24 protein-coding genes are annotated in these 26135 nt (G+C 38.9%); 12 read left to right on the forward strand and 12 right to left on the reverse strand.

The genetic code is table 11. The features are described 5' to 3' along the window. Positions 1 to 151: 151 nt before the first annotated feature. The 6 genes from V7O67_RS10280 to V7O67_RS10305 all read right to left on the reverse strand — a co-directional run bounded on the left by V7O67_RS10280 (position 152) and on the right by V7O67_RS10305 (position 3199). Positions 152 to 475 (reverse strand): DUF6951 family protein, encoded by a 324-nt coding sequence (locus tag V7O67_RS10280; RefSeq protein WP_319507666.1) that lies wholly within the window; start codon positions 473 to 475, stop codon positions 152 to 154. A gap of 216 nt (positions 476 to 691) precedes the next feature. Beyond that, complete coding sequence (locus tag V7O67_RS10285; RefSeq protein WP_342304915.1) at positions 692 to 1480, reverse strand: formylglycine-generating enzyme family protein; 789 nt, start codon at positions 1478 to 1480, stop codon at positions 692 to 694. A gap of 42 nt (positions 1481 to 1522) precedes the next feature. After that, on the reverse strand, positions 1523 to 1672 hold the full coding sequence (locus V7O67_RS10290) for a hypothetical protein (RefSeq protein ID WP_406669981.1): 150 nt from the start codon (positions 1670 to 1672) through the stop codon (positions 1523 to 1525). A gap of 326 nt (positions 1673 to 1998) precedes the next feature. Then, positions 1999 to 2331: a DUF6951 family protein gene (locus tag V7O67_RS10295; RefSeq protein WP_319507667.1), complete on the reverse strand. Its 333-nt coding sequence runs from the start codon at positions 2329 to 2331 to the stop codon at positions 1999 to 2001. A gap of 47 nt (positions 2332 to 2378) precedes the next feature. Next, positions 2379 to 2699, reverse strand: coding sequence for a DUF6951 family protein (locus V7O67_RS10300; protein ID WP_342304914.1), 321 nt, complete (start codon positions 2697 to 2699; stop codon positions 2379 to 2381). A 335-nt stretch (positions 2700 to 3034) separates the two neighbouring features. Continuing rightward, the gene (locus tag V7O67_RS10305) at positions 3035 to 3199 is read right to left on the reverse strand and encodes a hypothetical protein (RefSeq protein ID WP_342304913.1); all 165 of its coding nucleotides are present in this window, start codon (positions 3197 to 3199) and stop codon (positions 3035 to 3037) included. 302 nt (positions 3200 to 3501) lie between these two features. Between V7O67_RS10305 and V7O67_RS10310 the strand changes: the two genes are divergently transcribed. Both V7O67_RS10310 and V7O67_RS10315 read left to right on the forward strand, forming a co-directional pair. Continuing rightward, positions 3502 to 4326: a sulfite exporter TauE/SafE family protein gene (locus V7O67_RS10310; RefSeq protein WP_342304912.1), complete on the forward strand. Its 825-nt coding sequence runs from the start codon at positions 3502 to 3504 to the stop codon at positions 4324 to 4326. 163 nt (positions 4327 to 4489) lie between these two features. Next, positions 4490 to 5172, forward strand: a protein-coding gene (locus V7O67_RS10315) for an IS1 family transposase (protein WP_342303728.1) whose coding sequence is annotated in 2 segments (ribosomal slippage) — positions 4490 to 4816 and positions 4819 to 5172 — 681 coding nt in all. Because the reading frame shifts where the segments join, the coding sequence is not laid out codon by codon here. A 19-nt stretch (positions 5173 to 5191) separates the two neighbouring features. Here V7O67_RS10315 and V7O67_RS10320 read toward each other — a convergent pair. From V7O67_RS10320 to V7O67_RS10330, 3 genes are all read right to left on the reverse strand, one after another. Next, positions 5192 to 5920, reverse strand: a complete 729-nt coding sequence (locus tag V7O67_RS10320) for a DUF3307 domain-containing protein (RefSeq protein ID WP_342304911.1) — start codon at positions 5918 to 5920, stop codon at positions 5192 to 5194. Continuing rightward, on the reverse strand, positions 5920 to 6612 hold the full coding sequence (locus tag V7O67_RS10325; RefSeq protein WP_342304909.1) for a SatD family protein: 693 nt from the start codon (positions 6610 to 6612) through the stop codon (positions 5920 to 5922). The genes V7O67_RS10320 and V7O67_RS10325 overlap by 1 nt, the downstream gene beginning before the upstream one ends. Before the next feature lie 321 nt (positions 6613 to 6933). After that, complete coding sequence (locus V7O67_RS10330; protein ID WP_406669982.1) at positions 6934 to 8637, reverse strand: hypothetical protein; 1704 nt, start codon at positions 8635 to 8637, stop codon at positions 6934 to 6936. 191 nt (positions 8638 to 8828) lie between these two features. Here V7O67_RS10330 and V7O67_RS10335 point away from each other — a divergent pair, with 191 nt between their 5' ends. The 6 genes from V7O67_RS10335 (at position 8829) to V7O67_RS10360 (ending at position 16314) form a co-directional block, all read left to right on the forward strand. Next, positions 8829 to 9560 (forward strand): DUF2207 domain-containing protein, encoded by a 732-nt coding sequence (locus V7O67_RS10335; RefSeq protein WP_342304907.1) that lies wholly within the window; start codon positions 8829 to 8831, stop codon positions 9558 to 9560. A 17-nt stretch (positions 9561 to 9577) separates the two neighbouring features. Beyond that, the gene (locus V7O67_RS10340; protein WP_342304906.1) at positions 9578 to 12163 is read left to right on the forward strand and encodes a DUF2341 domain-containing protein; all 2586 of its coding nucleotides are present in this window, start codon (positions 9578 to 9580) and stop codon (positions 12161 to 12163) included. A gap of 121 nt (positions 12164 to 12284) precedes the next feature. Next, positions 12285 to 13871, forward strand: coding sequence for a cadherin-like domain-containing protein (locus tag V7O67_RS10345; RefSeq protein ID WP_342304905.1), 1587 nt, complete (start codon positions 12285 to 12287; stop codon positions 13869 to 13871). Next, positions 13868 to 14836 (forward strand): hypothetical protein, encoded by a 969-nt coding sequence (locus V7O67_RS10350; RefSeq protein WP_342304904.1) that lies wholly within the window; start codon positions 13868 to 13870, stop codon positions 14834 to 14836. Before V7O67_RS10345 ends, V7O67_RS10350 begins: the two co-directional genes overlap by 4 nt. A gap of 25 nt (positions 14837 to 14861) precedes the next feature. Next, positions 14862 to 15806 carry an IS5 family transposase gene (locus V7O67_RS10355; protein WP_342303665.1) on the forward strand — a complete coding sequence of 315 codons (945 nt, stop codon included), beginning with the start codon at positions 14862 to 14864 and terminating at the stop codon, positions 15804 to 15806. Between the two features lie 187 nt (positions 15807 to 15993). Continuing rightward, positions 15994 to 16314, forward strand: a complete 321-nt coding sequence (locus tag V7O67_RS10360) for a hypothetical protein (RefSeq protein ID WP_406669983.1) — start codon at positions 15994 to 15996, stop codon at positions 16312 to 16314. A 313-nt stretch (positions 16315 to 16627) separates the two neighbouring features. Here V7O67_RS10360 and V7O67_RS10365 read toward each other — a convergent pair whose 3' ends face one another. Next, a complete protein-coding gene (locus V7O67_RS10365; protein WP_342304902.1) occupies positions 16628 to 17827 on the reverse strand; it encodes a serpin family protein in 1200 nt (399 codons plus the stop codon). A gap of 733 nt (positions 17828 to 18560) precedes the next feature. On the opposite strand from V7O67_RS10365, the gene V7O67_RS10370 reads away from it, so the two are divergent. After that, positions 18561 to 19286, forward strand: a complete 726-nt coding sequence (locus V7O67_RS10370) for a protease inhibitor I42 family protein (RefSeq protein WP_406669984.1) — start codon at positions 18561 to 18563, stop codon at positions 19284 to 19286. Between the two features lie 71 nt (positions 19287 to 19357). On the opposite strand, the gene upp is transcribed toward V7O67_RS10370, so the two are convergent. Both upp and V7O67_RS10380 read right to left on the reverse strand, forming a co-directional pair. Next, entirely contained in the window at positions 19358 to 20056 is a 699-nt protein-coding gene (gene upp, locus V7O67_RS10375) for a uracil phosphoribosyltransferase (protein ID WP_342304900.1), read from the reverse strand. A 72-nt stretch (positions 20057 to 20128) separates the two neighbouring features. Beyond that, a complete protein-coding gene (locus tag V7O67_RS10380; protein ID WP_342304899.1) occupies positions 20129 to 21367 on the reverse strand; it encodes a uracil-xanthine permease family protein in 1239 nt (412 codons plus the stop codon). 425 nt (positions 21368 to 21792) lie between these two features. Between V7O67_RS10380 and V7O67_RS10385 the strand changes: the two genes are divergently transcribed. The 3 genes from V7O67_RS10385 to V7O67_RS10395 all read left to right on the forward strand — a co-directional run bounded on the left by V7O67_RS10385 (position 21793) and on the right by V7O67_RS10395 (position 26111). Then, complete coding sequence (locus V7O67_RS10385; protein ID WP_342304898.1) at positions 21793 to 21987, forward strand: hypothetical protein; 195 nt, start codon at positions 21793 to 21795, stop codon at positions 21985 to 21987. 618 nt (positions 21988 to 22605) lie between these two features. Beyond that, a complete protein-coding gene (locus V7O67_RS10390; RefSeq protein ID WP_342304897.1) occupies positions 22606 to 24762 on the forward strand; it encodes a M4 family metallopeptidase in 2157 nt (718 codons plus the stop codon). Then, positions 24759 to 26111: a radical SAM protein gene (locus V7O67_RS10395; RefSeq protein ID WP_342304896.1), complete on the forward strand. Its 1353-nt coding sequence runs from the start codon at positions 24759 to 24761 to the stop codon at positions 26109 to 26111. Before V7O67_RS10390 ends, V7O67_RS10395 begins: the two co-directional genes overlap by 4 nt. The last annotated feature ends 24 nt before the right edge of the window (positions 26112 to 26135 follow it).

Consider the following 26135-nt stretch of genomic DNA (forward strand, 5'->3'; position numbering starts at 1 on the left):
TAGTGAGCAGACATCTCTATTTCGATGAAATCAGTACCAATAGGCAAATCGTGCCAGGCTGAATAGTTACAAAAAAAGATGAAAAATGAAACACACAGGTACTTTTACCTATAGCCCGAATAAAAAGCTTGATTATTAATAGGCCGGGATATTAGCCTTCCTTGAACTCAATAGTCATTGTCTCTACTTGCTTTGCAAGACTCTTTGCGATCATCCCTGACTCCAGCCTGCAGACATGCATAACACCTGTTGGTACGATACATCCGGGACAGCAAAGAGCTTCTTGTGCTCTGTCCATCACATAGTTATCTTTGATGTACAGAGTTTCCATCATTGGAACATCCATATGAGACATTTCTTTTACCTTTGGGCAGGGCGTTTCAATATCTATGATAATATTTGTCCCATCAAGTTGTCCTTTTACTATATGTATGAAACCACAGATGCTTGAGTTTACGTGTACGACAGATCCCATATCAAATCTCCTTTTTTCTAATTCATAGTTTAGTTTTTACAGTAAAGTAAGTGTCCCTAGTTTAAACCGGACTGACAAAATGCAAGAATACTCTAGAATATTCAGTATTGTTAACAACGTGAATATATGTTTTTCTCTCTGAACCTTGCCGACTTAAAAAAATAGATTATGATTTTTACTTTATGCTATTGTTTTGAAAAACATAAATTTTAGTTATTACAGTTCCATGAGAACACGGAATCCCGTAAACCCGTAACAGTCGTCGGGAATATAGCCACTTCGACGTGAAGACCTACAGAACCTGGAAAGACTGCTCCAGCAACCTCCCCGATCAACACGAAGGAAACTGGCATCACCTTCCCAGGCACTATTCTCAGCAGGAGCACCCTCATAATTTGAATGCCATTTGTCCTGACACCATTCCCAAACATTACCATGCATGTCATACAATCCCCAGGGATTGGGTTTCTTCTGTCCTACCGGATGGGTCGTGTTTCCTAAATACCAGCCATACTCTTCCAGTTCAGATTCATCGTCTCCAAAAGGATATTTACTTGTCGTACCTGCCCTGCAGGCAAACTCCCATTCGGCCTCAGATGGCAGGCGATACTTATCAGTACCTTCTTTTGCGTTCAGATTCTTAACAAACTCCTGTGCATCATTCCATGAAACCTGTTCTACCGGATGGTCATCATGATCTTTAAAGTAAGATGGATTACTGCCCATTATTGACACCCATTCTTCTTGTGTTACCGGATATTTTCCAATATAAAATTGTTTTGAAATTGTAACTTCATGAACCGGTCTTGAGGTTTCGTCCTGTTTCGAACCCATTATGAACTTACCTGCAGGGATGAGCACGAATTCCATCCCAATGGAGTTTGTGTAAACTCTGCGCCCATTTTCATATTCAGATCCTTTGACATATCCCTTAGCAGTCTTTTCAGTTTCTTTTTGTCTATTGCTATTTCTACCAGTTTTGCCTACTGTTTCACAATGACCCATATTCCACACCCTATACTCTTATATCAGGAGATGTTATTCTGGTCATTTTCTCAGTTCAGGAATCAAATAATCCACGCACAGCTCAAAAGTACTGTGCCAGTAATCAGTATTTATAACTAAATAAGCCAGAAATATTTCCAGAATTCTCCCTGCAAGCTGACCCTCACATAATGGCATTCTCCCAATTGCCATTATTATCCTTTGAAGGAATATATGTCTTATATTATTGTTAGTTTTTGGTAACTATTCAGCCTGATAAAAACGCTATCAATAACAATCTTGACAAAAAGTTGAAACGTAAATTTCATTAGGATCATTTATTTTGATTGTTGCTATTGATTGCTTTTTTGATTGTTAGATTGTTAGTGAGCAGACATCTCTATTTCGATGAAATCAGTACCAATAGGCAAATCGTGCCAGGCTGAATAGTTACGTTTTTGCGCCTCAGACACAATAAACCATTCTTCAAAAGCATTGCACTATAGATTTCAAAGGTAAGAAAAGAGAGCTAAAAAAGCTCATTCTATCTTGTCAATGGTAAGCTCTACTTTTTCTATTTTCCTTGCGAGAGTCTTTGAGATATTTTCAGTTTCTACCCAGTATGCATTCATTACGGTCGCAGGCACATAACAATTGTCACATATTTTGTTCTTCATGCTCTTCATTAACAGTTCATAGTAAGGAATATTCTGAGTTGCCAGATCTGCATTGGGGAGATCGAAATCACAACCCCACTTTTTCAACTTCTCACACCCTGTTTCAATATGTATGTGACTCTTCCTGCCTTCAGTGACCGCTGTTATGTAGGTCTTGTAACCACAAAGAGAATCGACTGACATTGTAACGACCATATACTTACCCTCCATTTCAAGAATTGAAATAATTCATTCAACGCTATTCATTTGATCTCTTCGAATTTTATGTCAACACCTTTGTATCCACGTGCGACATCTTTAGGGATCTTCTCATTCTCTATCCAGTAAGCACTCATCACCGTTGGAGGCACATAGCAATTACTGCAAATAGAACACATTTCCCTTTTTTTGTTAAGCAAATCAAAAGCTACATCCTTATCCATGAGATCAATTTTCGGAAGGTTGAACTCATTACCCCATTTTTTTATCTTTTCACAGGTAGTATTAACATTTATACGTGTATTCTTACCTTCATGCTGGGCCAGAATCGTTGTTCTGTTCCTGCATATATTTTCCAATGACATAATGACTGTAATTTTACTGACCTCCTGACAAATGTATTACAAATATTGACGAATATATATCAAACAAATTTTAAAAAGATTGGCCAATTGCCTGAAAATCAATCCATTTGATAACATTTTAATATATTTTAGTAGATTTGTATGTGTACAACATGCTTAAATCTTGCGTTTTAAGCCTAAAACTTAAAACCATTAAGTAAAACATTAAAATAAAAAAAGGAGGTGTGGAGAAGTTGGGGTGCAATGCACCCACATAGACTTGAGACTCTACAAATATTGGAAACCTGTAAGCCTTTTTTTAAAGAGATGGCAGTTCGTTTTTCATGAGGATTGAATCATATTGTTAAACTGGAAGCTTTTACGGGTTTTACATTGAAAGCAGGGATATGTGTTTCTTTTTTCCAGTATGAAGAAAGCTGATAGTTCATTCTGCTTATCGTACATCGTCTGAAATGGTTCAGGTTTATGACCTTATACCTCAGTGTTGTTGCTATATCCATATTTTCACCTTTTTACCAATGTAGTACATCGGCATCCTTTGTACTACTTAATTATACTTAAAGTTTTTATCATGAGCTTGCTCATAAAGTACCTTACTTTAGAGTGAAATAACCGAGTTTGTGGTCAAATACCTACTTTACAGTCACATTTTGACCGAAAATCGAACTTTCGTTTAGTTTGCACAATAACATTTCAAATTCGATTGAAATAGAAAGTTTTATATGTTTATGGAGCATTTCAAATAATACTGAAATACTATTTGATGAGGTTAGCATAAATCGAGAAAAAGAAGGAACAATATATGGAAATAATTTTAATAATTAGTCTACTCATTACAGGATTAGCTGTTGGACTAGCAGCTGGAATTTTGGGTGTAGGAGGGTGTTTTATTATGGTTCCCATTCAGTTTTGGGTTTTGAGCCAAATGGGAGTTGATCCTACTATTGCAATACGTATTGCTTTTGGAACAAATCTTGCTGTAGTTCTTCCAACAGCAATTAGTGGAGCTTACGGGCACAATAAAAAAGGAGCCGTACTCTGGAAACAGGCAGTTTATCTTGGAGCATTTGGATTCTGTGGTGCTATTGGAGGAGCTTATGTTGCCAGCAATCTTCCCGGAGATGTGTTAAAGATCGCATTTGGACTTGTTATACTTCTGGGAGCTGCAAGAATGTTGACAGCCAAACCTCCACACAAAGACGAAAAGATTACCGAATCCCCTGTATTATATGCAGTTGCAGGAATTATCCTTGGACTCGTATCTGGAATAATAGGTATTGGTGGAGGAGTTATAATGATCCCTATTATGGTAATGGGATTGAAATTCCGAATGCATCAGGCAGTAGGCACCTCCACGGCAGTAATGGCTCTTATTGCCATTGGTGGAATTCTTTCATACGTATATAACGGTTGGAATATTGCAGGTTTACCTGCTTATTCTCTGGGCTATGTGAATATGCTTCAGTTTGTACTTCTGGCAGGTACCAGCGTACCGATGGCATATATTGGCTCTAAAATTGCACACAAATTATCTCATAAGAACCTTAAAAATCTCTTTATTGTAGTGATGGCATACATGGGATTGAAAATGATTGGAGTTTATAGCTGGTTGGGATTACCACTATAAACTTATTTTTTAATAAGAAAATCAATGTGGCCAAATAATAGTTTTTTTGATTGAAAAATTGGGGATTTTTGGTTAAGACCTTTTGATAGAATATAACCTACATAAAAAAAACCGGCTTTGGTAATTAAACATCGTTATATAATATGATGGCCTCTTTTTATATATGAATTGTCCAAAGTGTAAGAGTTCCAGTCATAAGAAGAACGGTAGGATTGATGGTCGACAACGCTACAAATGCCATGATTGTGGATACAACTATTCAGTAGATATAAAATCCACCGCTAGCCCCGTATCTGTTAAGCGACAGGCTTTACAACTCTATCTGGAGGGGTTGGGATTTCGTTCAATTGGACGTTTTTTGGGCGTTAGTCATGTTTCTGTTCAAAAATGGATTCGAAAATTTGGTAGTGAATTAGAGGATCTAAAAAGTGAAAATGAGATTTCTGTTGTGGAATTGGACGAGATGCATACTTATATTGGGAATAAAAAAACTACTGCTGGATATGGATTGCTGTTGATAGATATGGGAAGAAATTCATCGATTGCTCTTTTGGCAGCAGAGGAACAAAAACAGGACAAAAACTCTGGAAAAAGTTAAAGACAAAAGAGGTTGGGGAAGTAATGACGGATTATTGGAGGGCATATGCCAAGTTAGTCCCCAGAAACATCCATACTCGATCAAAAGCAGAAACATATACTGTTGAAGGATACAACAGCATATTTAGGCATTTCCTGGCAAGACTAAGGAGAAAGTCAAAGTGTTATACTAAAAGTCTTGAAATGCTAAAAATCTCCGTTTTGCTCTTGATGAAATATAGGAATAAAGAACTAGCTATGTTTAATTAACAATGCCAAAAAACCATATCTAAAATCCCACATCAAGCAACCATTTAGTAATAATCCCCACAAAAACCGCAATTGCAAAACTCAATAAAGTGCCTATCAATATATATTCACTCACCTTCCTATCGGTTGTGAACCTGAATATGGATTTTGCAGCAACCAACAAACCGATAGCTTGATACTGATCTAGCAACACAAAGGTCAGGAGAAGGAAACGTTCAAGACGACCTATCCACAGACCGGCATTTGATAGACCTGTGCCTTCATTTCCATCTTTGTCATTTTGCCAGGCTTCAGTAAATTTACCAATTACAATACCACTGGGCCATATTGTTATTACGTATGCAACAAGCAGAATCCAGAGATTCGTTCCTGCAAACGGAACAGTAGGCAAGATTTTCATAATTGGTATTAGTCCTGCTATAAGGATCCAGACTATAAGAATGGTAAACAAATGGGCTGCCTGATCCAGGGTGAACCATTTAAGATCATCTTTTCTGGTTGATTTGAAACCATCGATCAATACATGAGAAAACGTGTAGGCAATGAAAAGCCAGACATAAATGAAGGCACCTGAAAGGATATATGCAAGTAAACCGGCAGTCAGACCATGTATATAAAGCCATTTTGAACGCCATTTGTTCTCAAAACGGTCATTTACCATTGATCTGGTCTGGAATACAAAATCAGCAAGCAGGTGTGAAAGAATAAGTTTTGCAAGCAGAGATATATTCAAAAGACCCGGGTCCATCACTTATCACTCTCTACAAATACATCCTCATATTCAAATAAGTGTTCATAGTTAAAAAGGAACTTCTTAACTCCATCAAAACCCGAAGCTTTCAGACTCTGGGAAATCGTTGACTGAGATTTACCGTGTCTTGAGGCTATCTCTTCCTGGGTTGAACCAGAGAGTTTCTCCAGAATTATCTCTTTCTGGATATTTGTCCACCTGCCAGCTATGAGATCAAAAAAAGAGCACTGAGTCTCAAACATCAGGTTCAGAGCCGGATTTGGAGTTGTAACTAGCAGATTTTGACCTTTTTGCTTCATCGTATCAAGCGCTTTTCCGGAAAGTCGAAAAGCCACGCCATCCGCCTCTCCTATGTTACCGGAGTCAGGGATATACTCAATTGTTCCAATGCCAATTGATAACCTTGCCGCAAAATCCTTTGACCCTTCATTGAACAGACTAAGCCTTTGGGATAAGAGTACAGAAGCAAGTAATGCACGATCTGGCTTGCTAAGAACTACCTGAAAACTATCTCCTCTGAATATATCAAAAGGAAGAAAAATAGTATCGTGAAGTTGTAAGTGATCCTCTATGAACATAAGCGAATCGCGAAGATAAGCAATCATTTCTTCTCTGGTCTCGTGTTCTAATTGGGATGACTGTACAAGATCCCCTGTTATGACAGCATATAAGACTTTTTCATTAATCAAAACCTTGAACCTCAGTTGTAAAAACAAATATAAGTTTTAAAGATTATATTTTACTTATATAGCTTATTTAGATTATATTTTGTTATTAGTAGTTATAGGACTTATATTTTATCACTATAAATGCATAAAGATCTTTGCTACGAGTACAATGTTTTAGATTACAACACTAAATGCAGAATATGAAGCAATTTAAGAAAATTGAGTGTTAAGCCTTCAATTAATGAAAACAGTGAATACAAGCACTCCGTATGTTACATACTTTTGAATTGTAGAATTATAAAAAATGAAAATAGCTTAAGGAAAGGAAGAATAAGAGAATTTTCAGTTTCTCTTATTTCTCCTGTTACCCACAATCCCAACCATGAACAACATCATAGACATCATACCTATCAATGAACCACTATCATTTCTTGTTGCTACATTGGCACCAGTTCTGAGCACCGGTGTTGTCTGCATATTCAGGGAATAAGCAGGGTCAATACCCAGTATGAACAGGTCAGTGAGTCGATAGACATCCGAGTTTCCTTCTACTGTATAGTTCACGTATGTCTGATTACCAGCAGTTCTATCTGCCTGTAAAGCACCTACATCCCACCAATATGCAGTTCCGGTAACCGGAGAAAGCACAGACGTACTACCATCAGGATCAGTAACCCAGGAAGCATTGGTGAATCCCTGTGGGATTATATCGTATACAACTACTGTAGGAGGTGTAGCAAGATCACCTTTATTGTGTACCCAAAGGGAAATATCATAGTAATCAGAGTCTGTATCGTTCTTTGTAATCGTTTTCCTGGCTTCCACAAGATAACCATTTATGATGTATATTTTTTCAATTATCTCATACGTACCATTTATTGAAAGATAACTTTCAGTTAACTGGCTGCCTGTAAGATCTACACTTAGATTTACATCCAGCCATCCAACGGGCACTGGTTCAGGGAAATCATATATTTTCCATTCATCTTGCGTCCATACGTCTGATTGTGAAAGAGTACCTACGCTGCTATTAACTGAAGTTTCAACTGCTGAGCTGTAATCAAGACTACTGCTGGTCGTTACATACATTGTTACAGCTGAAACAGTGTAATCTATACTCTCTGTATCAGTATTGGTGATGGTAGGCGTAAATCCCCAATCATCTCCGCCTGAGCCACCCTCTGAACTATCTAACTGATTCTTCTGCAAATCGAACATGAAATTAAGGGTTGTGCCGATAGGAGCCCCTATAACTGAAACATTATTTCCCGATTGAACTCCATTATTGACCGTAAACTGCAATGTGCCATTACCCAGGAACATTTCCTGTGCTGACTGTGGTGATGAAGCTATATGAGCTGCACTATCATTTTCAGTAGCTGTGAAAGTCAGAGTGGCATTTGTAACAGATGAATTAAGTTCTGATACCGTCCACATGACAGTATCCTCTGAAGGATTTGTTACCGCACCCAGATTTGCACTGGCATCAGAGAAACGAAAATCGGCCACGGAATTAATGTTACTGTCAGAAGCTACTTTTGTGAATGTAATAGAGCTTATTGTTGAGTCAATGTTTCGTTCTATTTCAAGGTTCACATCGGTCGAATCATTGACCAGTATCTTGTTTGCTGAATAACTTTCATTGAAAGTAACTGGTCTTGAACCAGAACAATCATAGTTTATTGCTACGGAATCACCATGGCCAAGATAGTTAATGTGCACTTGCACAAATGCACTGTTGCTGGTATCAAGATATACGCCGCTTGATGACGAAGACCAGGTTGAAGATGACGTTGTTCCATTATTGAAACTGATGTTCACATCGTATAGATCTGTTGAGGATAATGTATTTTTGATCGTTATTTGTCCTGAGCCGGATGCATCACCGCTTGTCAACGACCCATTAAAAAAATCACTTACGTCAATGGATTCACTTACCTGAACATCCAATATTTCTGTTGCGCCTGCAGCTGATACGACGATGTAAAAAACGAATATGAAAACTATTGTTCCTATCAAATTACTATGCGTTCCATTCCTACCCAAAAGAAATCTCTCCAATGATTTTTAATAAATATAATAACACATATATTATTATACCATGTACTGCTTAATTAATATTTAATTGTGCATATGCGCATATACTATACATATGTTAGTATATTTACAAAAAGTATAATAACTGTTTGTTGTGCAAATCTGATTAAAAAGGAGGAAGGGAAATAAAGGTAGCTACAATGGCATTCTTGCTGGTATCTATTCTATTAGCAACCAGCATTTCTGCAAATGGAGAGATTTTAGTAGAAGTATGGGAACACTATAATGTAACACTAAATGTGCATTCTGACGGTACACACGTAACTGAAGAACTCACTATCAGGAATATTATCGATAAAACCGTTGTTCCGGGATATGGATACATAACGCTCAGTACAGAAAGCACATCACGTTTTTTAGGACTGCCTGTTCCTTTTACTGGAAATGCTCAAGCCATGGATATATCAGACGTCTCTGTAAAACTTGATGATGGCACAATAATAAATGATGTAGAGGTATCCGCCACCGAGAATGAAACCACAATAAAGTATGGATTCTGGATACCCATAATACCCGGAGAGAGCCGGACAATAACGATCGAATATACAACAGATGACATTGTTGAAAATGGGCTGATATTTGACCAGGTCACCTATAGCATACAACCATCCAGCATACCAATTGAAAATGCAAAGATGGAAGCAGACATTGATGGAAAGCATTTATCATACTCCAATTATCCTGCCCTAAGTATCGATGACACAATAGTCTGGACAAATAATGATATAGATAATAACACATGGAAACTCAATTTTGAATATGGACCCCTGCCGCTTCCAAAACTGCCGTTCAAATGGTCATTGATTTTCTTGATAATGATATTTGGAATAATATGCTTGTGGTCATACCGCCAGTGGAAATCCGACAAATAATATAGGTGATGAAAAGGATGAAGGCTACGCTATTCAAACAATTATCACTGATGATCATTGTAGCAGTAGCTTTTCAGTTTTCAGCAACAGCACTTGCAGAACAGCCAGTTATAATCACAGACAAAGAATCCTATAATCCCGGGGAAACAACATACATATCCATAAACGAGACAAGCAACGTAACAGCACATGTCATTGACCCATTAAATAGACTAACAGAGCTAACACTAACCCCATCGGAACATGGTTATCTTACAGAATACTCCCCACAGCAGGGAGTGGTTCTGGGTACATACATAATTCTTGTAAGCGGAGAACAGGTCAGTGAGACATGCGCATTCGATATACGGACACTATCCATAAACACAAGTTTCGAACAACAATATCCTTTAGGCGAAATATTCCTGTCTGGAAATATCACAGATGCTGCTACTCAAGCACCGGTAAATGCATCGGTGAATATTACGATAGATAACCTGACTGTTAGCACCTATGCATCAGACGGTGTTTTTTCAGCTAATTATTCAGCCAGTTCAACGGGTCAGAAAGTTGTGACTATTTCAGCTATTGATAACCAGAACATAACAGGTGCAACCACCACAGAATTCGAGGTATATGCTCCTGATGTTGAGGAAATAGAATCCAGTACAACACAACTTTTGGGAACCACTACCGCACCAACTGTAACTGCAAGTATGGAATTGAATGAAATAAGCCCAATAGAAATAGACCCAATAGATATTGAACCAATACTCCTTTACATTTCAGGATATGTTTCCCCTACTGATAACTCTGGAATTTGCACAGATCCAACCAATGCTTATGCTGATGAAGGGGGTAATTCCATTTTTAATGAAACATGGAATATTTATTCAGGCTATAATTTCAATCTGCCTGCTAACGCAACTATACTCGCTGTTAATGTCAAAATTGATGCTATGTCAACATATCCATCTGAGGAAAGTCCTGACAGCATTAAGCTTCAGGTAAGTTGTGATGGCGGAAGTACATGGTTGACACAAAACGGCTCACAGGTACTGACAGATAATCAGACGTCTTATCTTATAAATGTTAAAGACTGGACACAATGGACACCTGACAAAATAAATAATGACAATATACAAGTTAAGGTTGAAGATATAGGAAACAACACAGTCGAACTTGACTGGATACCTATATTGATAACCTATGTTATGGAGACGAACCAGGCACCAATGATGCTCACTACTGACCCAATATGGTGGAATGAGGACTATCAGTATCGCCAGAATATAGTGATTGACGCTGCTTCTTCAAATATAAGCTCTGGATATTCCGCATCAATTACCTTTAACCATTCGAATATGGTCGATGATGGCAGGTCAACGGCTAGTGGGGATGATCTGAGAGTTCTTTACTGGAATGACAGCAGATGGGCAGAACTTGACAGAATCCTGGATGAGAATTCAAGCTGGAACAATGCATCCACAAAGATATGGATAAAGACACAGAAAGAGATAACAGCAGATTCGGTTAGTAACGATTACTTCATGTATTACGGTAACTCTTCAGCTATGAATCCACCTGAGAACGCAGATAATGTCTATCTCTTCTATGATGATTTCGAAACCCTGAATACAAGTAAATGGCAAATTATGCAGTACAGTATGGGCATATCAAATGGAATACTGATAATGTATCCGGCCAGCAGTATATTTTCAGGCACTGACGACACATTTGGAGTTAATACCACATGGGAAGCAAAGGTCCTGCTTGGTGGTGATGGCAGCGAACAGTACTTCAATTACCTGACAAGCTGTGAAGATGCCTATTATGCAGGGGATTGGATCGGATTCAAGACCGAGTCCTCAACACATCTGGCAGACACCAGTACGCTGGGCAGCAATTCGTTTACAGCTGATACTCCAACACAGTTTCATGAATACAGGTTCGATCGTGAGGACAAATCCAGAATAACCTTCTACCAGGACGGTGTCGAGGTCAAGAACCTCACATCAGGCATCCCCACCGGAAACCTGAGTGTGCTGCTCTGGAATAATTATGTTATTGACCCCTATTCGGACTATCTTCCGCAGCTATACACAATGCAATATGACTGGGTCAAGGTCAGAGAATATGTAAGCTCAAAACCATCACTGTCCATGAATGTGGAAGAGGGAATCTCTACATTGAGTTCAAGGACACTGAACGAGACAGAATCAATGACAATAATACTCAATGCAACTGATCCGGATGGCGATATACTGACATACTCCACAAACGCGACCTTTGGAAACCTAAGTGACAATATGTTCACCTGGACAACCGATTTTGATGACAACGGAATATATCATGTGAGTTTCAACGTTTCAGATGGGAGCCTGATAGACAGCGAAGTTGTAGTCATCACGGTAAATAACACAAACAGAGCACCTGTTCTTTCGTTCACAAGTGACAACATGCAATATGTTGCACCACCAGAAGTATGGAATTGCACATTTGGAGGAGATGCAAGTGATTACGCATACTCTGTGCAAAAAACAAATGATGATGGATACATTATAGCAGGGGACTCCGGTTCTTTTGGAGAAGGATACCACAATGTATGGTTAATTAAAACGTAACTATTCAGCCTGGCACGATTTGCCTATTGGTACTGATTTCATCGAAATAGAGATGTCTGCTCACTAACAATCTAACAATCAAAAAAGCAATCAATAGCAACAATCAAAATAAATGATCCTAATGAAATTTACGTTTCAACTTTTTGTCAAGATTGTTATTGATAGCGTTTTTATCAGGCTGAATAGTTACATTAAAACAACTTCAGATGGAACCGAAGAGTGGAACAATACTTTTGGCACTACAAGTAGCGACTATGCTTACTCTGTTCAGCAGACAGATGATGATGGATACATTATTGCAGGACAGACAAATTCATACGGAGCAGGGTCTTCTGATGCATGGCTGATAAAAACAGATCAAAATGGAACAGAAGAGTGGAACCAAACATTTGGAAGAATTGTAGATGACTATGCACGTTCTGTGATGCAGGTCAGCGACAGCGGATATGTATTTGCAGGCAGAACTTCCCTACTTGATGAATCATATAATTTCATAGATTATGGATGGCTGGTGAAAACAGACGACAACGGGAACCACGTATGGAATCAAACATTTGGTGGAAATGGTAGTGATTACACCTATTCTGTCACGTCAACAAATGATGGAGGATATGTTCTTGCAGGCGAAACAAATTCATTTGGAACTAGTTCCCATGATGCGTGGCTGATAAAAACCGATTCAAACGGTAATGAAGAATGGAACAGGACTTTTGATGGTTACGACGGATCATATTCGGATGAAGCACATTCTGCAAAACAGACAAGCGATGGGGGATTTATAGTTGCAGGGGAAAAAACGAATTTAGGTGGATCCAGAAGTATCTGGCTGATCAAAACAGATAGTAATGGAAATGCCACCTGGAACAAGTCGTTTGGAAGCCCACAAAGCGGAAAATACTATGATGTCTGGAGCACGGATGACGGTGGATATGTAATTACAGGTAACACAGAATCACCTGCCGGAGGTTACAAATACGACGGATGGATCATCAAAACTGATTCGCAGGGAAACGAGCTATGGAACAAAACACTTGGAGGAGATTCTAACGACTACCTGTACTCGCTTACTATGACTGATGATAATGAATTCATAGCTGTGGGTGACATGCTACCAGACGGTCTATGGTATACAGAAGCATGGATGATCAAGCTGGAAGCAGAATCGCTTTTCATAGAAGTGAACGAATCCGAACTGCTAACTATTACATTCAATGCAACCGACATTGATGGGGATTCAGTTACGTACAACACAAATGCCACATTCGGGACACTGGTAGATAATATTTTTACGTGGACACCTGATTATGATGACAATGGCACATATTATGTAGAATTCAACGTATCTGATGGAAGTATGAATGATACAGAAATTGTTACTTTAACAGTAAACAATGTAATACCAGAATTCATAAACTTCAGTGTCATAAAAATGATAGAATCCGGAACATCGATTAACAGCTTCAATATAACTCTTAACCAGACAAGTCTCGTTGATTATAATATGACAGGTATAAGAGTTTATGACATTGTTCCTGTTAATTTTACAATAGCAGGCTCTTCTCCCGGTTACAATGAATCCCAGAATAACAAATACTACTGGAACCTGGATCTTGTAGCAGGAGAAAGCAAAAATATAACCTATGTGCTCACCGGAACCGGAGAGTATCATGTGACCGATCTTTTCAATACAGGAGCCGGTCACTCATGAAGTATTCATCAATTGTCCTGCTGGCATTAGTTATTTCGGGATCCATTTTTACATTTAACGCAGATGCTGTGCCCTTGAATCTCCAGCTTAGAAGTTCAGAATATTTAACCGGTGTGGTCTTTTATCCTGATGGAAGCTCTGTCTATGACAATGTTACTGGCATACTGTACCTGACAAATCCATCACTGAACCATACTGTTTCGGATATAAGCATAAACTTCAGTGATCAGGTATCACTTGGATCAAAACATATAAAGCACCTTGAACCTAATTCAAGCACGTCGATACCTTACAGCATACTTAGCTCTGACGTCGCCATACCCTTGTCTGTAAGGGAGTCTTTTACACCAGTGAAGATTACACAGGGAATAGAACAGGAAGTAGTATTCACAGTAACAATGAATAATTCCGGGAATGAGAATATTTCCATAATTGATTTTGAGAAGGATTTTTCCAGTGAACTTGTATATAGAACAATAGAATCCTCCAGAGGAAATTCATCATTTTTAAATAATACCTGTCTTTGGAGTGAATTTGAGCTATCACCGGGTTCTGAAGAAACGCTCAGCATCACATTTAGCACACAGGCTAATTCTGATATCAACATAAACCCTTCTAACCTATCTTTCATAAGTCCGGTATATGCAGTTGAAAGCAATCTATCGGTTTCCGCAATTACTGATACTACATTCACAGTTGAAAAGGAAAACATCTATGGTGACAACTGGCGGGTTGGAGTTATAGTTGAAGATTCCAGTGATTTTGACTATTCACTATATCGGGTAGAAGTATACGTTTCTGATACAATGCTTAATAATACGACATTGATAAAGGAATATGATCTTAATACCACTTTACACCCCGGTGAATCATGGAGTAACTGGTTCTTCCACGAATATGAAGGAATACCTGTAGAGGATTTCGAGAAACTACCATCAATACTCATACAATTTAATAAAATTTAAATAATAGCAAAGCAAATTTACTATTATGGATTCTTTTACTGATTTTGCCTTAAATGAAGAATATAAGCGTCTCCAATCTGTCGGAGATAAGCTTGCTGAAATTGAATATTTAGTAGATTGGAAGCCTTTTCGCCCTATTCTGGAGTCAATGTACATAAACAGAACAGCTTCAGGCGGACGGCCTGAAGCTGATGTTATTGTAATGTTCAAGATGCTTGTTCTGCAACAATGGCATGGTCTTTCTGATGCTGAGCTTGAAAAGCAGTGTATTGACAGGATATCCTTTAGGAAATTCCTGGGATTTCCTGAATATGTACCAGACAGTACAACTGTCTGGTCATTCAGGAAGAGAATTATCGACAATGGTAAAGAAAAAGCGGTGTGGGATGAAATGCAGAATCAGCTTGATGCTCTTGGTTTGAAGATTAAAAAAGGAATGATCCAGGATGCAACTTTTATTCACTCAGATCCAGGACATGCAAAAGCAGATGTACTCAGAGGAAAAGATGCGAAAACAAGAAGAAGCAAAGATGGAACCTGGACTAAGAAAAATGGTAAATCTCACTTTGGATACAAACTTCATACAATTATTGATAAGGATTATGAACTAATCAGAAGATTTGAGACAACAACTGCATCACTTCACGATTCACAGGTTGATCTGTCTGAAAAGGGTGAAGTGGTGTATAGAGATAAAGGATATTTTGGAGCAATAGCAAAAGGTTTTGCAGCAACAATGCAACGAGCTGTAAGAGGACATCCTTTAGGAATAATGGATATCCTCAGAAATGAAAGAATAAGTGTGAAAAGAGTCCCTTGCGAAAGAGTGTATGCAGTGACAAAAGAAATATTTAAAACCAGAAAGGTTCTTGTTACAACTGTAGAAAGAGTGAATGCAAAAATGTTGATGACAGCTTTTTGTTTTAATCTGCATCAATTGAGGACACTAAAAACCAAAGGAGTAATTTAGGATAGCGGGAGCTATACTAAAAATAAGGATTAATGAAGAGAAATTAAACAAAATGATAAAAAATGAGAGGATATAATTGAGTTTGAATACTTTAATGATCTAAAATGAGGGAATATCGAAATCCTCTGTATTCTTTGCCCGAATATTTTACACAATACCTTACAGCATCTCCGGTACTTCCATGCCTTTGACAGCATCGCAAAGCGGAGGATTTATTATCAGCTCGACGGTTCAACCTCTTAGAGAGATAGAAAGCACAATTGGCGGTATGGTTGAACCCCCACAAGCAGATATCCCAGCAGAAAATATTTCACAGAACGCAACTGAGCACCTTCATTACAATATTAGTCAAATAGAGCGTATTAGTCCATCATTCAATGCAAAACCAATTATTAACGGACAAAATGAGAAAACATCATTTACTGATATTGTAAAAGTTCAATATGTCGCATATATGGCAGTTGCTGCCGGTGCTATACTGCTTGTTTTTGGCAAAACGAAGCTTTGAACGTAAAAATCATGAGAACAGAAATTATCAATTCCCAGTCATCGTAATTCATTTCAGAGAAACTGATTAGCTCACTGTAATGGTCGCATATAGTTTTCTGTTACTTGATATTTTAGTTGCTTCCTTTATGTCTTATCGACTTTTAAGCAATAATGTCATTCTTAAAGGTTATTGTCCGAAAAATAAGGTATTATTCGGACAAAAGCAGTATTATTCAGTCAAAGTTATGAATTATCGATTTAAGAGTGAAAGGATGGCACTTTGAACTGAATACAAAGAAAGTAAAAAAGTAGAGGAAATACCATTATGATACTTACTCTGATTCAGGTTTCTCAACTTTTCCCATAAAGAGTATACAACCCGTTCTTTTGTCCTCGATGAAGAACATGAATGGATGGTCAGCTTCGAACTGCCAGGTTGATACTATCCCTGATGTTAGCATCATAGCAGCCGTTGCAGCAGCAGCTTCAGTTCCTTTCTCGTTTACCCCAATGTGTGCTTGATGTACTACTTCAGATATGAATAATCCACCATTGGCACTGATTCCTGTAAAATCAGCCTTGTCTGAATCAAAGGCATCAACGATTCCCATGTTCTGTAATGGTTTATTTAATTCCGCTTTTGTATCAAACATGAACTTTGGCAACAAGATTTTTACTTGGTCCGAATTAAGAATTTCCTTTAGCTCTTTGTAGTAAGCAAGCGTAAAATCGTTTTCAAAGCCTTCAATGTCATTTTCAGATGGAAGAATAATGTACATGCTAATATCATCACCCTTATACGGCAATTCTAAGATTTTGGCATTCTCATCTTCCCCATAATTGAATGTACCTACGACATACATCGTGTCAACTTTCTTCTCCCGCCCATCGGAAAGATAGAATGCTCCTTTTCTTGTACCTGCTTCTTCAAATTCCTGTAGCCATGTACCATTGAAATAGACTGCATTGGTAATTATTAACCTTGTACTTCCATCAATGGTTCCTTTAGCCAGCAGATCCTTTATTTTGTCATTTGTTTTATCCTCAACCCAATCATTGATTACAAGTCTGGATTCTTCTGTTTGTCCTGCAAAATCAAGTGGTGTTACCTTCCCGCTATAGTAGTTTTCTGCATTAGATACATACTGTTCATTCAATGTATAATCTTTAAGAACCCATAGTGCATTCGCGGATTTAAGTTCGTATTCATCGTTACCAGAATTAATTGTGCCTATCATCTCTTTCGAACTTTCTTCAAGAACAGGTTTACTAAGAGGATAGTAAAATACATTTGATATCTGTTCTTTTGTAGTACCTTCAGCTCCATCATAACAAATAGCCACTGCAGAAAATATACTGTATGGCGAAAAGAAGACATTTTCACCATTATTTTTTATCATTGAATACATGTCAAAAGCAAAAGCATTGTTTGCTGTTGCAATATCATATTCCTCAACGGATTCTGCACTGATAATAGTCTTTGTATTTACAGTTGAATCTTCAACGCAACCAAGGAAAAGTGATGAAAACACGCATAATGAAACTAATGTTATTATTTTTAAAAATCTCATAATCTTTAATTTAGAGGTATGCATAAACTTTTTGTGGTACCTGTTAAATTTACACTGAAACGTATAAGAATTATTAAATGTACAGACGCTATGGTCAAATTGATAGTAATTTCAACCCATTTTAACAGGTTACATGGAACTAAAAAATTTTCATGAAGTGAACATAATAAAAATCGTGAAAGGGATTTCCATCAGCAATGTAAAGCCACAAATTGATTTAATCTGTCAAAAGTGATTATTTCCTATAGACCTCTGCTCCCATTCAAGCGCATTAAAATAAGGTCAAAACAGATTATTTATCGGATAACAACATGAATTTTCCGACAAAATCATGAATATTCGGGTAAATCTATTTTTCGGACAAATCGAGTATTATATGTAACTAATATAAATTTTGGCTCTGTAGAAAACCTATTAAAATCAATGTCAATCGGGCAAAATTATAAAATTCATTCAATATCGAGCAGTCGTTTTAAATAATTATTAATTTTCATTCTCGCCTGAATATCGATGATTTCTACGGAGCCTAAATTTTTAAGCTTACGAAAATTGATATTCTAATTCCACTTTAAAATCGACAGATATTGCCGTAAACCATAGCTATGGACGCAAGCAAAATTAATGAAATCTATATGAAGAACAACCAAATTAATAACAATCAACAGAATAAATAATAATTAAAGGAGATGAATTATTGAGGTTAAACATCAGATTACTTACAGTTTCAGCGGTTGTCATTCTTATATGTATGACTTCAGGTTGTGTGTCAGACAACACTGAAGACAATAATGCTACTACAACGCCAGATGCCGATGAGCATACAGAAAATACCGACGATGCTAACGTGACAACAAAAGCAATACCACCTCTTCACCATGAGTATTCAGAGAATGACAGCCAGAACACAGTCTATGCCATCGTTGGTGATACAATTGTTGTCAACCTTGAAGAGAATCCCACAACCGGTTATTCATGGAATATGACATACAGCAGTGGACTTGAACTTAGAGAGGATATGTTCCTTCAAGAAAGCATGAATGTAAACCTTGTAGGTGCAGGTGGTTCTCACAAATGGATCTTTAAAGTCACTGACACAGAAGAGCAAAGCATATCCGCAGTATACATCCGTCCATGGGAAGAAAGGACAGGGACCGAGAACAACTATGATCTGATCATAAGGGTGCTTGCTGAGAATAAACTTATAACCGACAAAGGAAAAGTAACATACAACGACATTGAAGGCGGTTTCTATGGAATCATTGGAACTTCTGACGTAAAGTATGATCCTGTAAACTTACCAGAAGAATTGAGTACTGACGGCACAGAAGTTAGATTTACAGCATATCCACGTGATGATATGATGAGTTTCCACATGTGGGGACAGATCATAGAATTAAGGACCATAAATCAGGTCCTATAAACCAAATAAAGAAAAACAGGTGATCTGTTGTATCTGTAACAGATCAAATTATATTTTTTGCGCTTTTCTATTTATTCAAGATTGTGCATCAATGGGAGCATGGAGATATTTATAGGTTCACCAAATGCCCTGTCACCTGCATCACCAAGACCGGGCAGGATGTAACCCTTGTCGTTGAGTTCCCTGTCGATCTTTGTCACGTAAATCTCAACATCAGGCAGTTCCTCCTTAAGAGCTGTTATGCCTTCCGGAGCTGCAAGTATTCCTATGATAACAACTCTCTTGGGATTCCCACATTTCTTGATCTCAGTTACAGTTTTCAGAAGAGTGGAACCTGTTGCAATCATTGGGTCACAGATAATTACTGTGTCTTCCTCCCTCATGTAAGGAACTTTGATATAACTCATCTCAATCTCAAAATCAGGCGCTTTGCCCCTGGAAGCGGATACAATACCTACTCTTGAATGTTCCAGTGTCTTAATGAGGCCTTCCATGAGTGGTATGGCAACCCTGAGCACTGTGATGATATATACATGATCCCTGTCACCGGAAGCAACGCCATCCATACTCTCAAGAGGAGTCTCGATCTTTACCTTTTTAAAATCCATTGTCTTGGTAAACTCATAACCCATGTATCTTCCAAGTTTCACCAGACCTTTCCTGAATCTGATATTCTCTGTTTCCTTTGACCGAAGCTCGGTAAGTATTTCCATAAGGTACGGAGAATCCTCAAATGAATAGACAGTCTCCCATCTTTCGTCTTTTATCATATTTCCACCTGAATTTAGATTTATATTTGAATTTGTTAATCTGATTAAGTTTACTTGTCACAAACGATTTTGTTATTTGAGCAATTGGTCCATTATTATTGCTGATATGGCACCCACCGCCATTCCTGATGCAAGGATACTTGCAATTATGTCCGGGAAATTTGCCAGGAATTCTGCCGGCAGTTGTGGAGCACCAAGACCCAATACCAGTGAACTTGCCAGAATGAGCGTGTTTCTGTCATTCAATTCTACCTTGTCTTTTATAAGTTTAAGACCCGTGACTCCGATCATTCCGTAGAGTGCCGTTGTCAGACCACCCAATACAGGCGCAGGAATAGAGGCCAGGAGGCCGGAGAACTTAGGTATAAGTGAGAACAGTATAAGAATACCTGCACCGATTTGAACAACCTGAACACTTGATACTTTTGTAAGAGCCACAAGCCCGATGTTCTCTGAATAACTGGTAGTACCACATGCACCAAATACACCGGCAATAGAACAGGATAGACCTTCCGAACCAATACCACGATTTATTTTCTTGTTGTCAATCGGCAGGTCAGCAATAGTTGATATTGCATGATAGTCACCCACACTTTCAATTATGCTAACCATGAATGCAAAAAGGATTATAATAATGGCACTGATGTCAAATACCGGAGTCCCCCATGGAAGCAATTTGGGCAAGCTGAAAAACGGAAGACTTTTCACAAGCCCGAAATCAACAATTCCAAATGCAATACTCAGGACGTATCCTACCAAAGCACCTGCAATGACCGGCATGGTCTTGAAGGTGCCTTTTGCTTTCAACGCAACAAGAATTGTAGTGATGAATGTTACAAGAGCTATTATTGAAGAAGGCAGAATGCTAGAACCGGAAGCATCTGCAAAATAATTAAAAGAATACTGGACTGCCACATTGGCAAGAGAGAAACCCACAAGCATAATTGTTATACCCGTTACAAGAGGTGAGAAAAGCTTTTTCAGTTTTCCGATGAGTCCTAAAGCTCCGGTCAGTCCTTCAATTACACCACCAACGATCAAAGCACCTTCCACCGCAGCAAGTCCGATACCGGAACCAATAGCAATAAGGCCTGGAATGAAGGCAAAACTCGAACCCTGAACAATTGGGAACTTAGAACCTATAAATGTCTGTAACAGGGTTGCAATTCCCATTGCAAGAAGAACAGCCTGCATCATCACTGCAATATCCGAAAGAGGAAGTCCTATAGCAGAACCGACTACAAGCGGAACAGTAACAGTTGCACCGAACATAGCCAGAACGTGCTGGAATCCTAAAACAATTCGTTTCATACCAATCTCCATAAAATAATTTCAACTAACTCTATTTCAACTTTAGCAGTCATTTTTCCTTCAGATATATTATAGATGAAACTACCAAAGTTTTTGATTATGACAATGTTTTTCCCGAATCAATATTCATTCTTCATGATTAATATTGTTTGGGTTGCATCTTCCAGGAGTGTAAAAACATTGTAACTATTCAGCCTGGCACGATTTGCCTATTGGTACTGATTTCATCGAAATAGAGATGTCTGCTCACTAACAATCTAACAATCAAAAAAGCAATCAATAGCAACAATCAAAATAAATGATTCTAATGAAATTTACGTTTCAACTTTTTGTCAAGATTGTTATTGATAGCGTTTTTATCAGGCTGAATAGTTACAAAACATTTTTGAACAAACAGAAACGATAAGAATTTAAGGAGGCATCTGATGGATAAAAAGAAAGAAATAAAAGGGAAAAAACTAGAGGACATAGAGATTCCACCTCTGGATGAACAAATAGATACCTGGTGTACGGTTCCAGAACAAAATGACGAGACAAAGAGTGCAGGAGACCTCGAAGTTGATGCCTGGTGTGATAACACTACAGTAGAACAGAAAGAGAAGGAAAAAGAAAAGAAATAATTGCCTTTATATCGATTTTTGTAACTATTCAGCCTGGCACGATTTGCCTATTGGTACTGATTTCATCGAAATAGAGATGTCTGCTCACTAACAATCTAACAATCAAAAAATCAATCAATAGCAACAATCAAAATAAATGATCCTAATGAAATTTACGTTTCAACTTTTTGTCAAGATTGTTATTGATAGCGTTTTTATCAGGCTGAATAGTTACCGATTTTGTAACTATTCAGCCTGGCACGATTTGCCTATTGGTACTGATTTCATCGAAATAGAGATGTCTGCTCACTAACAATCTAACAATCAAAAAAGCAATCAATAGCAACAATCAAAATAAATGATTCTAATGAAATTTACGTTTCAACTTTTTGTCAAGATTGTTATTGATAGCGTTTTTATCAGGCTGAATAGTTACCCGATTTTTTATTTTACCCCAAAGAGTAATTTCAATACTCTTTGAGAGGAAACTTTATAATTTATAAGCCCTGATTTATAAATGGGAGAGTTCATATTTAGAACTTAGTGGGGAGAACTAAGTCTGAATGTTTAAACGGTGTTCTCAATGATCAGGATTTAAAACAAACTAATAGTGCAAACTATATTCAGGGGAGATAGGGTATGTATGAACCCATAAAGAAACAAAAAGATGCATTAAATATTCTTAAAAACATCGATCCGAATGTTGAGATAAAGTGGGATGATAAAACAGGCGCTCCACTGCGATTGAAGGGTGTTCTGGCCCGGAATGAGCAGAAAGATCCGGTAAATGCTGCATTGGATTTCCTTGATGGGAACAAGGGACTTTTTTTACTGGAATCCGTTCAAAAGGAAATGCTGCTTAAGAGAGTAGATACTGACAGAATCGGCACCAGACATGTTCGTATGCAGCAGGTCTACAAGGACTTACCTGTATTTGGCAGTGAAGTGATAGTTCATATTGATGCAAATAATAGCATCAAAGGAACAACAGGGAAACTAACACCTGGAATCAAACTTCCGGAAAAACCAAAAATCAAGGATGAAGAAGCTCTGAAAATAGTACTTGGCGATGATAGGAATAATTCTAAGGAACGCCTGCATGCAGAGCCTACTCTTATGATACTTTCACAGTTCATCGAAACACCCCATCTTGTATGGCATGTGACTGTCAATGGTATGGATAAAATGCTAAATGGCGATAAAACGCCTGCAAAATGGGAATACTTTGTTGATGCACTGACCGGGAAAATTGTCTGGAAATACAATAATGAGCAGACACATACAAGTACCACCGGTTCAGGAATAGGAACATATGCAGGTGCATCAACTATTAGCACATTACACGATCATGGCTCAGCCAAATATCTACTTGAAGATCAATCGATACCCAGTTCTGGAAGGGTAATTACTCACGATGCCAATGGTGGCTATCCTCCTGCCCCTGTCTCTGAAGACAACAATAACAACTGGTCTGCAGCAGCTCAGGGGCCTGATGTTGATTGTCATCTTTACACGAGGATGGTGTTTGACTATTTCTTTACTGTACACGGACGTGACAGCTACGATAATGCCGGAGCTGACATGCATATTTATGCCAACTGCGGAACAGATTGGAATAATGCATCATGGAATGGAAGTTATGTCAAGATAGGAAACGGAGATGGAATAAGATATAATCCACTTTGTGCACAGGATATAATCTCCCATGAATGGACACATGCTGTTACTGAGTACACTGCAGGACTGGTATATAGTAATGAATCCGGTGCTTTGAATGAATCCATGTCGGATGTCTTTGCCGCTCTGATAACCGGTGACTGGCTCTTTGGAGAAGATGCATGGCTACTTCCATCCGCACCTGGTTCACGCAATATGGAAGACCCAACCAATGGCGGACTGTATGACCCTGCAAATCCGATAGACAGCGTTATTGCAGGTCATCAACCTGACCACATGACTGACAAATATACCGGTACCGCAGACTTCGGTGGTGTCCACATAAACAGCGGTATTATGAACAAAGCCGCTTACCTGATAGCAACTGGTGGCACTCATCGAGGCATCAGGATATGTGAAGGACTTGGACGCGACGTACTTGGTCTTATTTACTACCAGGCACTTACAACCTATCTGGTTTCAAGTTCCGATTTTAGTGATATGAAAGATGCGGTGTTGGATTCACTTGATGATCTCTACTCAACCAACCCGCATTATTCACGCTGGAGAGCAAGCATTATCAATGCTTTTGCTGCTGTGGGTATTGGCACCGCGGTTATCTGTCCGCTAATATGCTGGATAGCTCCATCCATCTGTCCGCCATCGCCACATATACTATGCCCACCTGCACCGGGTTTCGCATGCCCTCCTGCACCATATATATGCCCACCTTCACCAGGTTTTACATGTCCGCCATCGCCACATATAATATGTCCACCATCACCGGACCTGATATGCCCACCATCACCAATGATAGTATGTCCGCCTTCGCCATATACGGCATGTCCACCGTCACCTGGACTGTCATGTCTGCCAGGGCCTGATCCAATGCCTTATAATCCGGAGATCCGCATAAGACCGGATATAACGGTGAAAACAGATATACTGGAAATTATAGGAATCGGTCCTGAAACTGCGACTCTTTTCAAAGCCAGATCCATCCAGAATCTGGGAGAGTTCCTGAAGGCTACTGAGAACTCAAAGAAGATAAGTGAACTTTCAGAGGTCCTGGGAATATCGGAAGCTAAGATGAATGACTGGAGAAAGAAGACCCTTGTAATGCTTGGGGAAATTAGGTGAGCTTACTGAAAAACGAACCGGGAACTATTCCCGGACCCTTTTCTATTTTAGATAGGGATGAGCTTGTGCCATATTTCCCCTTCCGCATCAATCAGGAAGAGGATGTATGGGTGATAGAAAGCCCCTTTACCGGGCAGGAAAATGAGCTGAATGAGCCTGCTTTCTGGCTGTTGAAGCTGTGTGATGGATACAGGACACTTGATGAGGTCATCACTGAGATCTCGAAGTCCTATAAGACTGACAGGAACGACGTTGTTGACATGAGTATACCCCTGCTTGAGAAACTCACAAATGAAGGAGTTCTCTGGTGGCGCAAAGATAGGCTTAACTACTGGAAATTCCCGGCTCCTGCCGGCGTATTATGGGACCTGACAGCAAAATGCAACCTGAGATGCAAGCACTGCGTTGTTAGTGCAGGTGAAGAGGGCACAGAAGAGTTAAGTTTTGACGAGTGTTGCACACTGATAGACCAATTTGCAGATTTTGGGGTCGGACAATTGATCCTTAGTGGTGGTGAGCCGATGTTCAGGAAGGACTTTTTCGAGATTGCCGAATATGCAGCAGGAAAGAACATCATGATACAGGTTGCTACCAACGGAACGCTGATAGATGAGACAGCTGCACATAAACTTGCCAGTATAGGTGCCTGTGCACAGGTGAGCCTTGATTCCTCCGAGTCTGCCGTGCATGATGAGTTTCGCCAGCATCCCGGCTCGTGGCAGAAAACAAGGGAGGGAATCGAGCTTCTTGTGGAAGCAGGCGTTCCCGTCACACTTGCAGCCACAGTTACTACAATGAACATCGACAACATCCCTGAGCTCTACGAACTTGGAAAAAATCTTGGAGTTCAAACATTCCGCATCCTGCCTTTTGTTCCATTCGGACGAGGCAAGTATGCTGATGAACTGGAAGTCGCTCCTGCAAGAATGGGAGAACTGACGGAGTTCCTTCATTCTAAGAAAGAGGCAAACGAACTCAATATAGCTCCAATGGAATTCGAGTGCACTTTCAGCCCTCCACCAGAACAGGGGATTGATGCTGAGACAAGAATCGGATGCGATGGTGCCATTGGATACTGCACTGTCACATCAAGCGGAGAAGTCCTCCCATGCAACTACTTTTCAGGAGCAGAGACTGAGAATGTGAAAGAACACGATTTCCAGTGGATATGGGATAACTCCCGTTTCCTGAATTATTTCAGGAGCCTGAAAGCCACGGATGTAAAAGGCAGTTGTCAGGAGTGCGATTGGCTTCCCGTGTGTAGGGGAAGTTGTATTGCAGCTAATTTTGCCCATGGGGATATCTTCCAGTCCAATTGTCATTGCTGGCTGGTGAATTCCGGTGAATGACTTCGAACCATGCAGGCTTAATGC

Source organism: Methanolobus sp. ZRKC4 (assembly GCF_045291305.1).
Lineage (GTDB): Archaea > Halobacteriota > Methanosarcinia > Methanosarcinales > Methanosarcinaceae > Methanolobus.